Below are 13498 nucleotides of genomic sequence, written 5' to 3' on the forward strand. Positions count from 1 at the left end.
ATTTTCACGGTTAAAGCCCGGGTAAGCACGGCCGTTAATGGGATCGAGGCGAGAACGGCCAGCACCGGATCATCGCCCCTTTAACCAGGTAAGGACTGATCCAATGACCGTCATCAACACCAACATCTCTTCGCTGCGCGCCCAGAATGCGGGCCGCCTTGCCGACCAGCTCCAGTCGACCGCGATGTCCCGCCTTTCGAGCGGCAAGCGCATCAACTCGGCGAAGGACGACGCCGCCGGCCTCGCCATCGCCTCGTCGATGACCGCCTCGATCCGCGGCATGTCGGTCGCGATCCGCAATGCCAATGACGGCATCTCGCTGGCGCAGACGGCGGAAGGCGCCCTCGGCGAAGCCGCCAACATGCTGCAGCGGGTCCGCGAACTGGCGGTGCAGGCCGCCAGCGGCACCTATCAGTCGACCGACCGCGCCAATCTGCAGACCGAGGTCGCCGCGCTCCAGTCGCAGATCTCGGACATCGTGACCGGCACGAAGTTCAACGGCAACACGCTGTTCTCGGCGACGTCGGGCACCAGCTTCTCGATCCAGACCGGGGTCAATTCGGGCGACGCCACCGCGATCTCGGTCGGTGCCCTCGACAAGGTCGCCGCCGCCTATGCGGCGACGATCAAGGTCGACACCGCCACCAATGCCGGCCTGGCGATCACCGCCGCCGACACCGCGCTGACCCAGGTCGCCACCGTCCGGGCCAGCCTCGGCGCCAACCAGAACCGGCTCGACGCGACGATCAACGTGCTGACCGCGAACATCACCAACCTGTCCGAGGCGCGCTCGCGGATCGAGGATACCGACTTCTCGGTGGAATCGACGGCGCTCGCCAAGGCCGGCATCCTCCAGCAGGCGTCGACGGCGATGCTCGCCCAGGCGAACCAGAGCCAGCAGAGCGTGCTCAGCCTGCTCAAATAAGACTTCCACCTCATCACTTGCTGGCCGAGACGGCCCCCGGTGCATCCGCATCGGGGGTCGTTTCGGTTTTGGGGCGCGCAGCGGCCGTCCCAAGCACAACCGTCATGCTGAACTCGTTTCAGCATCCACCGGGAGGCTGGGCCTCGGTGTCGGGGTTCCTGTTGCGAACGCCCCTATACTCTCCGGGACAGCCTGAGCGGGCCGGTGGATGCTGAAACGAGTTCAGCATGACGGGGAGGGCCGGGGTCGTATAACCCTCGAAAAAGCCTCCATTTTCTTGCCTTTTCGGACGCCTTCAGACCCCGTTAACCAACAAAATCAAGGTTAACCCGCGCTAACCATCTTTCTGCCTTAAGCCCGCATTCGGGGCGTCGTTACCGGTTTCGTGGCGAGGACGGTCGAGTGAACCGGAACGCCGAGTAGTAGCGGAAGGATTTTTCAAATGGCTGTCATCAACACCAACATTTCGTCGCTGCGTTCGCAGAATGCCGGCCGCCTGGCTTCGCAGCTGCAGGCGACCGCGATGGAGCGCCTGTCGAGCGGCAAGCGCATCAACAGCGCCAAGGACGACGCCGCCGGCATGGCGATCGCTTCGTCGATGACCGCGTCGGTCCGCGGCATGTCCGTCGCGATCCGCAACGCCAACGACGGCATCTCGCTGGCGCAGACCGCCGAAGGCGCGCTGGGCGAAGTCAGCAACATGCTGCAGCGCATCCGCGAGCTGTCGGTCCAGGCTGCCAACGGCACCTACCAGTCGACCGATCGCGACAATCTGCAGACCGAAGTGTCGGCGCTCCAGTCGCAGATCACCGACGTCGTGACCAAGACCAAGTTCAACGGCAACACGCTGTTCTCGGCCACTTCGGGCACCAGCTTCGCGATCCAGACCGGCGTCAACGCCGGCGACAGCACCACCATCTCGGTCGGTGGTCTCGACAAGGTCGCCGCGGCTTATGCCAGCACGATCAAGGTCGACACGGCCGCCAATGCCGGCCTGGCGATCACCGCCGCCGACGCCGCGCTGGGCCAGGTCAACACCGTCCGGGCCGGTCTCGGCGCGACCCAGAGCCGTCTCGATGCCGCCGTCAACGTGCTGACCGCGAACGTCACCAACCTGTCCGAGGCCCGCTCGCGGATCGAGGACGCGGACTTCTCGGTGGAATCGACGGCGCTCGCCAAGTCGCAGATCCTGGCCCAGGCCTCGACCGCGATGCTCGCCCAGGCGAACCAGAACGGCCAGAGCGTCCTTAGCCTCCTGCGCTAAGACCAGCACGGGGGCGGCCCGGCCACCGGTCCGCCCCTCCAGACAGGCCCCCGGCGCAGCGTTTCCCCCGCGCCGGGGGCCTTGTTCTTGAGATTTCACGCCGTCGACGGGATCAGGGTGATGGACGCGACCAAGGGTAGCAGCGGAAAAGGTTTCGATGCGGCGCTGAAGGCGCTCGAGGATCTCGAGACGAGCGTCGCCCAGGCCCGCGAGGACAAGCCCGCCCCGCCGCCCGCCGAACCGGCCGCCGCGGTCGAACCGGCCCCGGCCGCCGCGATCACCGCCGTGCCGATCGTCGAGGTCGAGGAGGCTCCTCCGCCCCCCGACGTCGAAGCCGCCGCCGCGTCGCCGCAACCCGCTCCGCAGGACGAGCCCGCCGCCGAACCGGTTGCCGTGGCTCCGCCCGCCCCTGCCCACCCCCGATCCGGCGCCCGTCGCCGTCGCCTCCGCCCCGCGCGTCGCGCGGCGGGATGTTCGGCCGGGTGGCGATCGGCCTCGGCCTGGTGTCGAGCCTGGTCTCCGCCGCCGGGCTGGTGATCGCCGAACGGACGATCATGTCCGCCCGGCTCGTCGTCGCCGATGCGCGCGAGCGGCAGGCGCAGCTCGAAAGCGCGACCCGGCTGGTCCGCGATCTGCGGATCGTCCGCGACCGGCAGGTCGAGCTGCTCAAGGCGCAGCAGGCCCAGCTCGCCAGCGCGCCTGTGACCAGCGCCGAGCTCCAGCATCGCATGGAAAATCTGCAGAAGGGCCTGCTCGAACGCGACCCGCTGACCCAGGTCGTCCGCGCCGTCCGCGAAGGACAGGCCGCGACCAACGTCCGGCTCAACGAGTTCGAGCGGAAGATGGACCGGATCGAAGCGGCGATCGGGGAGCGGTAAATCCTATCCCGACGTGGTGAGGATCAACCCCACTCCCGTAGAGACACGCGCAGCTTGTCGAGCGCGGCCTTCTTGATCTGGCAGACGCGCGCGGCGCCGATGCCCAGCGTCTGGCCGATCTCCTCGAGGTTCATCTCCTCGACGAAATAGAGCTGGAGGACCATCGCCTCGCGCTCGGGCAGCTCGGAGATATGCTCGGCGAGCGCGCCCGCCAGTTCCTCGCGCTCGATCGTCTGGTCGACCCGTTCCTCGACGTCGGCGAACCACATCGACTGGTCCGAATAGACCTCGTCGATCGACTCGTGATAGGTCGCGGCGGTCTCGTCGAGCAGCGCGTGGAAGGCGGCGCCGTCGAGGCCGAGCGCCTGGGCGAGTTCGGACTCGCTGGGGCTGCGGCCGTGCTTCTTCTCGAAATCGGCCTTGGCGGTGAGCAGCGCGCGCCGCTTGGCCATCGCCGATCGGGTCAGCGCGGCCTGGCGGCGGAGATGATCGATCATCGCGCCGCGCACCCGCATCGACGCATAGGTCGAGAAGGCGTGGCCACGATCCTCATAGCCGTTCGCGGCCTCGACCAGCGCGATCATGCCGATCTGGATCAGGTCCTCGACGTCGATCGCGGTCGAGACCCGGCCATGGACGTGCCAGGCGATCTTGCGGACGAGTTGCATGTGCGCGCGGACCAGGTCCTCGGGCCGCGTCTTCTGCGGCTTGCGGCCATAGGTGAGCGCCGGATCGATCTTCTCAGCCAGCACGGAACACCGCCTCCATCCCGAAGAAGCTGTCGCCGCCGCGCCGGGCGGGGATGGCGAGCGTGTCGATCGTGCGGCCGAGCTGCGCGATCGCCTGCGCGGCGCGCGCGTGCGGATATTGGTCGACGACCAGGCGGCGGCGCGCGGCGGCGGTCAGCACCCGATCGTCGCGCGGGATCGCGCCGAGATGGCTGAGCGTCGTGTCGGTCAGGAAGCGGCCGGCGACGTCGCGGAAGCGGCGGAACAGCTCCTGGCCCATCGCCTCGTCGGCGACGCGGTTGGTGACGATCGCGATCTCGCGCACGTCATGCTCCAGCGCGAGCAGCTTGACCGTGCCATAGGCGTCCATGAACCGCTCGGCATCGGGTGCGAGGACGACGATCGGCAGGTCGGCCGAGGCGACCATGTCGAGCGTGTCGGGATCGGCGCTGCCGGGGGTGTCGACGATCACGAAGTCGAGCGAGCGGCGGTGCGGGCGGAAGGCGTCGGCGAGCTTGAGCCGCGCGGACAGGTCGACGCGGCCGGCACGGTCGGTCGGGCCGGCGGGGACGACGAACAGCGCCTCGGGCCCGTCGACGACGATCTCGTCCACGGTCAGGCGGCCGCCGACCACGTCGTCGATCGAATGAGCGGGGGCGAGGCCCATCATGCGGGTCGCGTCCGCCGGGCCGGGATCGCAATCGACCAGCATCGCGCGGCGGCGCATCTTCGACAGGCCGAGCGCCAGGTTCGCCGCGATCGTCGTCTTGCCGACGCCGCTGCGCCCGCAGGCGATGCTGATCACGCGCGCGCTGCGCGCCTGGCCGGCGGTGCCGGGCAGCTCGGTGATGTCGGGCCAGGCGAGGGTCATTCTGCCGTCTCCATCGGCCGGGCGCTCAGCGCGCCGGCGCTCATATTGTTGGCGGGGCCGCCGCCGACCACCGCCGCGACCTCGACGGCCTTGCCGTCGGGGATCTCCAGGAAGGACATCACCGGGGTCTCGGGCAGGTGCGGCTTGAGCAGCCGCGCCAGCGCGCGGCGGGCGATCGGCGAGGTGACGATCGCGAAGCGGGTCGCGCTGTTGACCAGCGGCATCGCGGCTTCGGAGATCGCGGCGACGATGCGGTTGGCGAGCGCCGGCTCGAACGGATGGCTCGCGCCCGGCGAGGTGCGGACCGCCTGGGCCAGCAGCGATTCGAGCCCGGCGTCGAGGGTGACGACCGGCAGCGGCATCTTCACCGGCACCAGCGTCTGGACGATCAGCGCGCCGATCCGCGAGCGGATGTTCTCGACCAGCGCGAGGCCGTCGGCCGACTGGCCGGCCGCGTCGACCATCGCTTCGGCGATGCGGCGGAAATCCTTGAGCGGCACGCCTTCGGCGAGCAGCGCGCGGCACGCCGAGGCGATCTGCGCCAGGCTGAGCGGCTGCGGGGTGAGGCCGGCGACGAGCTGCGGCGCGGCCTCCTTGAGCGCGTCGAGCAGGCGCTGCGCCTCGTCCATGCCGAACAGGTCGGCGGCGGTGGCGGCGATCACCTGGTTCAGGTGGGTCGCGACCACGGTCGCCGGATCGACCACCGTATAGCCCGCGACGATCGCGTCGCCGCGCCGGTCGGGGCTGATCCACACGGCTTCGAGGCCGAAGCTCGGGTCGCGGCATTCGCGGCCTTCGACCCGGCCCTCCAGGTCGCCGCTGTCGAGCGCCAGCAGCTGCTCGGGGAAACATTCGTCCTCGCCCATGATCACGCCGGCGACGGTGATGCGATAGGCGTTGGGCGGCAGGCTGAGATTGTCGCGGACGCGGACCAGCGGGATGACGAAGCCCATCTCGCGCGAGAGCTGGCGGCGGATGCCGGTGATCCGCGCCATCAGCGGCGCGCCCTTGCGCTCGTCGACCAACCCGACCAGGCCGTAGCCGAGCTCCAGGCCCAGCGCCGAGCCGTCCGAGATCTCGTTCCAGTCGATGCTGTTCGGCGAGACCGGGGCGGGCGCGTTGGCGGCCTCGGCGGCGGCGACCTCGATCGCCTGCTCGGCCTTCTTGATCTTCGACAGCTTCCAGGCGACGAAGCCGGCGACGGCGGCGGCCGACAGGATGATCATGTGCGGCATGCCCGGCACGATGCCGAGCAGGCCGAGGATCGCGGCGACCGGCGCCCAGGCGCGGGCCGAGCCGAACTGGCTGGTGATCTGGCCCGACAGATCGAGCGGGGAGGAGACGCGGGTGACGATCGCGGCGGCGGCGATCGACAGCAGCAGCGCCGGCACCTGCGCGACCAGCGCGTCGCCGATCGCCAGGATGATGTAGGTCGACGCCGCCTCGCTCAGCGACAGGCCGTGGCTCAGCGTGCCGAGGATCAGGCCGCCGAAGATGTTGATGACGAGGATCAGCACGCCGGCGACGGCGTCGCCCTTCACGAACTTCGACGCACCGTCCATCGATCCGTAGAAGTCGGCCTCGGTGGCGACCTCCTGGCGGCGGGCCTTGGCTTCCTCGGGGGTCAGCAGGCCGGCGTTGAGGTCGGCGTCGATCGCCATCTGCTTGCCGGGCATCGCGTCGAGGGTGAAGCGCGCCGACACTTCCGAGACGCGGCCGGCGCCCTTGGTGATCACGACGAGGTTGATCACCATCAGGATGCCGAACACGAACAGGCCGACCGCATAGTCGCCGCCGATCAGGAAATTGCCGAAGCTTTCGATGACATGGCCGGCGGCGGCCGGGCCGGTGTGCCCATCGACCAGCACGACGCGGGTCGAGGCGACGTTGAGCGACAGGCGCAGCAGCGTCGCGAACAGCAGCACCGTCGGGAAGGAGGAGAAATCGAGCGGCTTGGCGGCGTTGAGCGCCACCATCAGCACCGCCAGCGAGATCATGATGTTGGCGATGAAGCCCATGTCCAGCACGAAGCTGGGCACCGGGATCACCATCAGGCCGACGAGCATCAGCGTCGCGAGCGGCAGGATCGCGCTCTTGCCTGTCATCGCCCAGAGCTTGCGAGTCACGGAGTGGGGAGCGGCCATGACTCAGCCCCTCCCGCCGGGAAGCGGGTGCCCGAAATTGCGGAAATCCGAGATATTCCGTGCCACCGACATGCGATCCTCGATGATCCTCGCGTGAATGCGGGACGAGGAATGCGCGGAACGTGGTTAATTTTGAGTTAGGAATGGTGAAGATCGCCGTCCGTCTCGACTCCGCCTCGACAAGGCAACGACTCTGAGCCAGACCGGCGCGAAAGGAGACGCGACTGATGGACAAGCCCGCTTACCGCCCCGAGACCCTGGCGCTGCACGCCGGCTGGCGCGCCGATCCGACGACGGGGGCGGTGGCGCCGCCCATCTACCAGACGACCTCCTACCAGTTCCACGATGCCGGCCACGCCGCGCGGCTGTTCGCGCTGGAGGAGCTGGGCAACATCTACACCCGCATCGGCAACCCGACCACGGCGATCCTCGAGGACCGCATCGCCGCGCTCGAAGGCGGCGCGGCGGCGCTGGCGGTCGCATCGGGGCAGGCGGCCTCGGCCTATGCGATCCAGAACCTCGCCCGCGCCGGCGACAATATCGTTGCCGGCACGCATCTCTATGGCGGCACCTGGAACCTGTTCGCCAACACGCTGCGCGATCAGGGGATCGAGGTGCGCTTCGTCGATCCGGCCGATCCGCAGGGCTTCGCCGCCGCCTCCGACGACCGCACCCGCGCCTGGTATGTCGAGACGCTGCCCAATCCCAAGCTGGTCGTCTGCCCGATCGCCGAACTGGCCGCCGCGGGCCGGCCGATCGGCATCCCGCTGATCGTAGACAACACCGCCGCGCCGCTGATCGCCCGTCCGCTCGACCATGGCGCCGCGATCGTCGTCTATTCGACGACCAAATATATCGGCGGGCACGGTACCTCGATCGGCGGCGTCATCGTCGATGGCGGCAATTTCGACTGGGAGGCCTTTCCCGATCGGCAGCCGAACCTCAACACGCCCGATCCCAGCTACCACGGCGCCGTCTGGGCGCAGGCGGCCAAGCCGCTCGGGCCGATCGCCTATATCCTGCGCGCCCGCACGATCCTGTTGCGCGACCTCGGCGCGGCGCTGTCGCCGTTCAACGCCTTCCAGATCCTGCAGGGGCTGGAGACGCTGCCGCTGCGCATGCCCCGCCATTGCGAGAACGCGCTGGCGGTGGTGCGCTTCCTGTCCGGCCGCGCCGGCGTGACCCGGGTGATCCACCCGTCGGTCCAGACCGGCGAGGAGCGGGCGCGGGCCGACCGCGTCCTGACCGGCGGGCAGGGCGGCCTGCTCGGCTTCGAGCTGGCGGGCGGGGTCGAGGCCGGGCGCCGCTTCATCGACGCCCTGCGCCTGTTCTACCATGTCGCCAATATCGGCGACGCGCGCAGCCTGGCGATCCACCCGGCCAGCACCACCCATTCGCAGCTATCGGCCGAGGAGCAGGCGGCGGCCGGCGTCTCGCCCGGCTATGTCCGCCTGTCGATCGGGCTCGAGCATATCGACGACATCCTCGCCGATCTCGACCAGGCGCTGCGCGCGGCCGGCTGACCGACATACGCCCGCGATGACGACCGACCGGCGGCGCACGCCGCTCTATTCCTATGCGACGCTGGCGGCGGTGATGCTGTTCTGGTCGGGCAACTTCATCGTCGGCCGGGCGGTGCAGGGGGCGATCCCCCCCTTCACCCTGGCGCTGGTCCGCTGGAGCGGGGCGGCGCTGGTGCTGGCGCCCTTCGCCTGGCGGCACCTGCGCGTCGACCGCGCGCTGCTCGCGGCGCAGTGGAGGATCGTGCTGCTGCTCGGCCTGGTCGGCATCGCGGCCTTCAACGGCTTCGTCTATGCCGGACTGCAATATACCACCGCCACCAACGGCCTGCTGCTCCAGGCGGCGATCCCGGCGCTGGTGCTGCTGTTCGACCGGATGCTGTTCGGCCAGCGCGCGACCCTCGCGCAGATGGCGGCGGTGCTGCTGTCGATCGCCGGGGTGATCCTGATCGTGTTGCGCGGCGATCCGTTCGCGATCCTGTCGATCGGACTCAACATCGGCGATCTGCTGGTGCTGGGCGGGGTGATCGGCTGGGCCGCCTATACCAGCCTGCTGCGGCTGCGGCCGGCCAGCCATCCGCTCAGCTTCCTGTTCGTCGCCTTCCTGATCGGCATCGCGACGATGGCGCCGCTGGCGATGCTCGAATGGGCGCGCGGCGCGCGGGTCGTGATGGGCTGGGGGACGGTCGGCGCCTTCGCCTATGTCGCGCTGCTGCCCTCGCTCGCCGCTTACATGCTCTACAATGCGGCGGTGCATGATCTGGGCGCCGGGCCGGCGGGGCAGACGATCACGCTGATGCCGCTGTTCGGCGCGCTATTGGCGGCCGGGCTGCTGGGGGAGACGCTGCACGCCTATCACCTGACCGGCATGGTGCTGATCCTGGGCGGCATCCTGATCGGCGCCTGGATGCGCCCCGGGCCGGCGCGCGGTCAGCGGTCCGGGCGGCCGTAGGTCGCGGGGGTGCAGTCGAACCGGCCGGCCGCCATGGCAAGCAGGTCGATCCGCTGGCGGGTGCGGTCCACCAGGTAGCGGACGCGGGCGCGGGCGCCGTCGGCGATCCGCATCGCCTCTTCGAGCCGGGCGCGAAGCTCCGGGGACAGGGCGCGGCGGTCGAGCGTGTCGAGCGCCTCGACGCTGCGGGCAAGTGCCGGCAGCGCCGCCTCGATGGCGTCGATGTCGTGCGTATCGAGCGCGGCGATCAACGCCTCGCTCGATACGATCAGAGCTTCGACGACCGGGTTCGTCACTTGGACGTGCCGGGCAGGTCGAGCGCGATCATCTTCGCGGCGATCGCCTTGGCGTCGATCGGATATTGGCCGGACGCGATCGCCTGCCGGATCGCCGCGATCTTCTCGCTGTTGACCGGAGGCCCGGCTTCCGCGAGCGCGGCGACGAGCGAGGGCGCCGCGATCGGCGCGCGCCCGGTGGACTCCACCGGGGCCGGCGACGCCAGCGGCTTCACCGTCTCGTCCTTCACCTGACCGATGCGGGTCGGGCTGGCTTGTCCTACCCCATTGATCATGACCATTCCTTTCGTTCCTGGCCCGAGGGCCGCGATTCCACCACTGCCGATGATAACGACAGGTTTCGAATTTATTTAAATCCGATCAGGCGGACCCGGCCGACATCGATCACCTCCGCGAAGATTGTCGAGCCTTTCGAATTGGTTGCGACCCGCACCCGGCGGCCGATATCGGCATCCTCCATCGCCGTCGCATCGACGCTGATCGAGAAGGAGGAGCCCTGGGCGACGAGCTGGACGGGATCGCCCTTGCGGACCGCGGCGTTGGCGGAGGCGGTGGTGCCGTCATTGCCGCCGCCCATCGTCGCGCTGGCGTTCATCGCCATGGCGGCGCGCATCAGCGGCACGCGCAGCCGCCAGCCGGAGGTGGTGCAGCGCACCGTGACCGAACTGGTGCCCGGCGGATCGATCTGGATCGCGCCGGGGCAGGCGGCGAGCCGCATGCGGCGGTCGATCGGCGCCAGCGGACCGCCGGGCATGCCGACGTCGGCGCCGACCGAGGCGACCACCATCCGTTCGAGCTGGCCGAGGTCCTGCGCGGGCGGCAGCGCGTTCTGCGCGGCGAGCGGGGCCGCGACGCCCAGCGCGGCGGCGGCCAGCGCCAGGGGCCGAAGGGCGATGCGCGTCGTGGGCAGGTTCCGGTTCATGCTGCCGAGCCTATCCGCCCAACCGCAAAGATTTGGTTAACGCCGCGCTTACCATTCGCGCGGGGCGATCGCCCCGGCGGGCGGCGGGTTCCCGGGCGTCCTGCGGCCAGCACAGAGACAGGAGCGCCCGTTGGGGGAACCCGGCCGTCCGCCGGGGGACCGTCATCGGGGCGGGGGCCCCGAAAGCCGTTGAACCGAGATGCGCTGGCCCTTGGCGGGCTCGCTGGCGCGCATCGGCGGCAGGGTGATCTCGATCCTCGCGTCGGAAAGGCCGCCCGACCGGATCGCGCGCGCGGTCGCGGTCGCGCGCGCGGCCGCGAGTTCCCAGCTGTCGAGCCGGGCCGACTGGCCGTCGCGGCCCTGGCTGGCGACGACGACCCGCGCGCCCGTCCGGGCGGCGGCGGCGCCGATCGCCTTCAGCCGCTGGAGCGCGCCGGGCTTGAGGATCGCCTCGCCGCTCTCGAAGATCGCGGCAGCGGTGAAGCCCTGGACGTCGTTGCTGGAGGCGCCGTCCGCGCCATCGCCGCCGAACGCGTCGCGGATGCCCGCCGCCAGCTTGAGCCGGTCGGCGGCCTGCGCCTGCATCAGCACGAAGAAGGCGAGGAGGAGGAGGGTGAGGTCGGCGAAGCTGAGCACCCAGCGCTGCGATATCTCGCGCCTCACAGCACGGTCCTCAGGTTCGGGCGGACGATCGCGGGGGGCAGGCTGTCCAGCTCCTCGCGCGCGAGCAGCTCGAGCTGCCGGCACGCCATGGTCTGCCAGGCGAGTTCGGCATCGGAGAGGGTCTCCAGCCGGCCCGCGATCGGCCCGGCCACCGCCGAGGACAGGATCACGCCATAGAGGGTGGTGAGCATCGCCACCGCCATCGCCGGGCCGATCGCCGCCGGGTCCTCCATATGCGCGAACATCTGGACCAGCCCGATGATCGTGCCGATCATGCCCATCGCCGGCGCGGTCTCGGCGATCGCGCGCCACACGCCGATCACGCCCTGGTGGCGCTGGCGGCGGGCCTCGATGTCGGCGCTCGCCCAGCGGACGAAGTCGGCCGAGGTGCGGGCGTCGGACAGTTCGCGCGCGGCGCGCAGCAGGAAGCGCTGGGCGGTCTCGACCCGGTCGACGCAGGCGAGGCTGCGGACCTCGGCCAGCTCGCGGATGCGGCTCACCGAGACGCGGGCGGCGGCGGCATCGGCCTGCGGATCGGCCCGGCCGAGCAGCGACAGCGAGGCAAGGGCGCGGCCGATATCGGCGCGGGTCGCCCGGAAGACGGTGGTCAGAAGCGTCCCGCCGAACACGATCCCGATCGCCACCGGGTCGATATATCGGGCGATCTGTTCGAGCAGGACCATTGCTTCCCCAATATCCGGCAAGATCGCCGGCAAGAGTTTGCCGCTCCCGGCAAGGCGTTGCCGGTTCGACGTCGAATCCCGGAAATTTCGGGGGTGATCGCCCCGTTAACCATGTTTGGCACGGCAGTTGCTTGGGTGGTGGCCAAGGCAGCCGTCGAGCCTGTTCGAACAGGATTAACGGCCGCCGACGACAGGACTTTAGAAGGTGAAGCGAAAAAATGGCTGATCCGCTTTTCGGGATCCACGGCAAGGCACTGGAGCTGCGGTCGCAGCGCCTGTCGATGCTGGCGTCCAACATCGCGAATGCCGCCACGCCCAACTACAAGGCGCGCGACATCGATTTCCAGAAGGCGCTGTCCGACGCGACCGACGGCATGTCGGCCGCGCAGGCCGCCGACGCCCATATCGGCTACCGCGTCCCGCTCGAAACCTCGCTCGACGGCAACACCGTCGAGCTGTCGACCGAGCAGAACCAGTTCGCCGAGAACGCCCTGCGCTACAAGACCACGCTGTCCTTCCTCGAAGGCCGGATCGGCACGGTCATGCAGGCGCTGAAGGGAGAATAAGCCATGGCGGGCAATCTCTCCGTCTTCGACATCGCCGGCCGCGCCATGTCGGCGCAGATGGTCCGGCTCAACACCTCGGCCTCGAACCTCGCCAATGCGGGGTCGGTCGCGGGCAGCAAGGCCGAGGCGTTCCGCGCGATCAAGCCGGTCTTCTCCTCGGTCACCGACGCCCCCGGCGTCGCGACGGTCAAGGTCGACCAGGTCGTCGCCTCCAACATCGAGCCGACCAAGCGCTACGACCCCAACCATCCCAAGGCCGACAAGGACGGCAATGTCTGGGAAGCGGGCGTCGACCAGGCGCAGGAGCTGGTCGAGATGATGGAGACCGCGCGCCAGTACCAGAACAACGTCTCGGTCATGCAGACCGCCAAGACGCTCACCCTCGACACGCTGAGGCTCGGCAAATGACGATATCCACCGGTAGCAGCTATCTCGACAGCCTGAACGGCGCGAAGAACAGCTCGACCACCACGACCAAGAAGAGCAACGAGTCGCTCAGCCAGAACGACTTCCTGAAGCTGCTGACCACGCAGATGCAGACGCAGGACCCGTTCAACCCGGTCGACAACACGCAGATGGTCGCCCAGATGGCGCAATTCTCGCAGACGACCGGCATCGCCGAGATGAACCAGTCGCTCAAGTCGATGGTCCAGAGCCTCCAGCAGTCGCGCGTCGCCGACGCCGCCAACTGGATCGGCAAGGCGGCGCTGCTGCCGTCCAAGGCCGCCAGCGCGCTGGCCGACGGTTCCTTCGCCGGCAACGTCACCCTGCCGGACGCCGCTTCGCGGGTCGACATCAGCCTGGTCGATGGCAGCGGCACCGTCGTCTATACCGGCAGCGCCACCAACGTGCCGGCCGGCGACGTCCCCTTCTACTGGGACGGCAAGGACCAGGACGGCAATCCCGTCGCCGGTCCGCTGACCATCGTCGCCTCCGCCAAGGACAGCCAGGCGCAGGCGATGGCCGGCATCACCACGTCGAGCTGGGCCACCGTCGCGAGCGTCAGCTCGCCGGCCAGCGGTTCCACCAAGATCGTCACCCCGCTGGGCAATTTCGACCCGGCGGACGCCCTTCAGCTTTCCTGAT

17 protein-coding genes are annotated in these 13498 nt (G+C 69.4%); 9 read left to right on the plus strand and 8 right to left on the minus strand.

Going from position 1 to position 13498, the window contains the following annotated elements; genetic code table 11:
- Positions 1–103: 103 nt before the first annotated feature.
- The 4 genes from HRJ34_RS26990 (at position 104) to HRJ34_RS29355 (ending at position 3067) form a co-directional block, all read left to right on the plus strand.
- A complete protein-coding gene (locus HRJ34_RS26990; protein WP_011952127.1) occupies positions 104–925 on the plus strand; it encodes a flagellin N-terminal helical domain-containing protein in 822 nt (273 codons plus the stop codon).
- 442 nt (positions 926–1367) lie between these two features.
- Entirely contained in the window at positions 1368–2189 is an 822-nt protein-coding gene (locus HRJ34_RS26995; protein WP_011952126.1) for a flagellin N-terminal helical domain-containing protein, read from the plus strand.
- Positions 2190–2276: 87 nt separating this feature from the next.
- Positions 2277–2726 carry a hypothetical protein gene (locus tag HRJ34_RS29350; protein ID WP_226948978.1) on the plus strand — a complete coding sequence of 150 codons (450 nt, stop codon included), beginning with the start codon at positions 2277–2279 and terminating at the stop codon, positions 2724–2726.
- Complete coding sequence (locus tag HRJ34_RS29355; protein WP_226948979.1) at positions 2693–3067, plus strand: hypothetical protein; 375 nt, start codon at positions 2693–2695, stop codon at positions 3065–3067. Before HRJ34_RS29350 ends, HRJ34_RS29355 begins: the two co-directional genes overlap by 34 nt.
- A 23-nt stretch (positions 3068–3090) precedes the next feature.
- Here HRJ34_RS29355 and HRJ34_RS27005 read toward each other — a convergent pair whose 3' ends face one another.
- From HRJ34_RS27005 to flhA, 3 genes are read right to left on the minus strand one after another with little or no spacing between them, the layout of a single operon-like run.
- Positions 3091–3819 (minus strand): sigma-70 family RNA polymerase sigma factor, encoded by a 729-nt coding sequence (locus tag HRJ34_RS27005; RefSeq protein ID WP_011952124.1) that lies wholly within the window; start codon positions 3817–3819, stop codon positions 3091–3093.
- Complete coding sequence (locus tag HRJ34_RS27010) at positions 3809–4666, minus strand: MinD/ParA family ATP-binding protein (protein WP_208632958.1); 858 nt, start codon at positions 4664–4666, stop codon at positions 3809–3811. Before HRJ34_RS27010 ends, HRJ34_RS27005 begins: the two co-directional genes overlap by 11 nt.
- Entirely contained in the window at positions 4663–6810 is a 2148-nt protein-coding gene (flhA, locus tag HRJ34_RS27015) for a flagellar biosynthesis protein FlhA (protein WP_011952122.1), read from the minus strand. The genes HRJ34_RS27010 and flhA overlap by 4 nt, the downstream gene beginning before the upstream one ends.
- A 227-nt stretch (positions 6811–7037) precedes the next feature.
- On the opposite strand from flhA, the gene HRJ34_RS27020 reads away from it, so the two are divergent.
- Positions 7038–8333 (plus strand): O-acetylhomoserine aminocarboxypropyltransferase/cysteine synthase family protein, encoded by a 1296-nt coding sequence (locus HRJ34_RS27020; protein ID WP_208632959.1) that lies wholly within the window; start codon positions 7038–7040, stop codon positions 8331–8333.
- A gap of 16 nt (positions 8334–8349) precedes the next feature.
- Positions 8350–9282, plus strand: a complete 933-nt coding sequence (locus HRJ34_RS27025; RefSeq protein WP_208632960.1) for a DMT family transporter — start codon at positions 8350–8352, stop codon at positions 9280–9282.
- On the opposite strand, the gene HRJ34_RS27030 is transcribed toward HRJ34_RS27025, so the two are convergent.
- The 5 genes from HRJ34_RS27030 to HRJ34_RS27050 all read right to left on the minus strand — a co-directional run bounded on the left by HRJ34_RS27030 (position 9261) and on the right by HRJ34_RS27050 (position 11846).
- Positions 9261–9578 (minus strand): hypothetical protein, encoded by a 318-nt coding sequence (locus HRJ34_RS27030; protein ID WP_011952119.1) that lies wholly within the window; start codon positions 9576–9578, stop codon positions 9261–9263. The genes HRJ34_RS27025 and HRJ34_RS27030 overlap by 22 nt on opposite strands.
- Entirely contained in the window at positions 9575–9859 is a 285-nt protein-coding gene (gene flgM, locus HRJ34_RS27035; protein WP_208632961.1) for a flagellar biosynthesis anti-sigma factor FlgM, read from the minus strand. Before flgM ends, HRJ34_RS27030 begins: the two co-directional genes overlap by 4 nt.
- A gap of 65 nt (positions 9860–9924) precedes the next feature.
- A complete protein-coding gene (locus HRJ34_RS27040; protein ID WP_011952117.1) occupies positions 9925–10500 on the minus strand; it encodes a flagella basal body P-ring formation protein FlgA in 576 nt (191 codons plus the stop codon).
- 162 nt (positions 10501–10662) lie between these two features.
- The gene (locus HRJ34_RS27045; protein WP_030091011.1) at positions 10663–11163 is read right to left on the minus strand and encodes a flagellar motor protein MotB; all 501 of its coding nucleotides are present in this window, start codon (positions 11161–11163) and stop codon (positions 10663–10665) included.
- A complete protein-coding gene (locus HRJ34_RS27050; RefSeq protein WP_016746070.1) occupies positions 11160–11846 on the minus strand; it encodes a motility protein A in 687 nt (228 codons plus the stop codon). Before HRJ34_RS27050 ends, HRJ34_RS27045 begins: the two co-directional genes overlap by 4 nt.
- A 218-nt stretch (positions 11847–12064) precedes the next feature.
- Here HRJ34_RS27050 and flgB point away from each other — a divergent pair, with 218 nt between their 5' ends.
- Genes flgB through HRJ34_RS27065 form a run of 3 tightly spaced genes read left to right on the plus strand, consistent with a single transcriptional unit; the run spans position 12065 to position 13497 of the window.
- Positions 12065–12412, plus strand: a complete 348-nt coding sequence (gene flgB, locus HRJ34_RS27055; RefSeq protein WP_011952114.1) for a flagellar basal body rod protein FlgB — start codon at positions 12065–12067, stop codon at positions 12410–12412.
- A 3-nt stretch (positions 12413–12415) separates the two neighbouring features.
- Positions 12416–12820, plus strand: a complete 405-nt coding sequence (gene flgC, locus HRJ34_RS27060; protein ID WP_011952113.1) for a flagellar basal body rod protein FlgC — start codon at positions 12416–12418, stop codon at positions 12818–12820.
- Positions 12817–13497: a flagellar hook assembly protein FlgD gene (locus HRJ34_RS27065; RefSeq protein ID WP_011952112.1), complete on the plus strand. Its 681-nt coding sequence runs from the start codon at positions 12817–12819 to the stop codon at positions 13495–13497. The genes flgC and HRJ34_RS27065 overlap by 4 nt, the downstream gene beginning before the upstream one ends.
- Position 13498: the final 1 nt, after the last annotated feature.

Origin of the sequence: Rhizorhabdus wittichii (genome assembly GCF_017607425.1) — a bacterium.
Taxonomy (GTDB): domain Bacteria; phylum Pseudomonadota; class Alphaproteobacteria; order Sphingomonadales; family Sphingomonadaceae; genus Rhizorhabdus; species Rhizorhabdus wittichii.

Bases quoted from the DNA above. Each gene is read 5' to 3' on its own strand.
- HRJ34_RS26990 (WP_011952127.1), top strand. From the start codon at position 104: ATGACCGTCATCAACACCAACATCTCTTCGCTGCGCGCCCAGAATGCG.
- HRJ34_RS26995 (WP_011952126.1), top strand. From the start codon at position 1,368: ATGGCTGTCATCAACACCAACATTTCGTCGCTGCGTTCGCAGAATGCC.
- HRJ34_RS27010 (WP_208632958.1), bottom strand. From the start codon at position 4,666: ATGACCCTCGCCTGGCCCGACATCACCGAGCTGCCCGGCACCGCCGGC.
- flhA (WP_011952122.1), bottom strand. From the start codon at position 6,810: ATGGCCGCTCCCCACTCCGTGACTCGCAAGCTCTGGGCGATGACAGGC.
- HRJ34_RS27020 (WP_208632959.1), top strand. From the start codon at position 7,038: ATGGACAAGCCCGCTTACCGCCCCGAGACCCTGGCGCTGCACGCCGGC.
- HRJ34_RS27025 (WP_208632960.1), top strand. From the start codon at position 8,350: ATGACGACCGACCGGCGGCGCACGCCGCTCTATTCCTATGCGACGCTG.
- flgM (WP_208632961.1), bottom strand. From the start codon at position 9,859: ATGGTCATGATCAATGGGGTAGGACAAGCCAGCCCGACCCGCATCGGT.
- HRJ34_RS27040 (WP_011952117.1), bottom strand. From the start codon at position 10,500: ATGAACCGGAACCTGCCCACGACGCGCATCGCCCTTCGGCCCCTGGCG.
- HRJ34_RS27050 (WP_016746070.1), bottom strand. From the start codon at position 11,846: ATGGTCCTGCTCGAACAGATCGCCCGATATATCGACCCGGTGGCGATC.
- flgB (WP_011952114.1), top strand. From the start codon at position 12,065: ATGGCTGATCCGCTTTTCGGGATCCACGGCAAGGCACTGGAGCTGCGG.
- flgC (WP_011952113.1), top strand. From the start codon at position 12,416: ATGGCGGGCAATCTCTCCGTCTTCGACATCGCCGGCCGCGCCATGTCG.
- HRJ34_RS27065 (WP_011952112.1), top strand. From the start codon at position 12,817: ATGACGATATCCACCGGTAGCAGCTATCTCGACAGCCTGAACGGCGCG.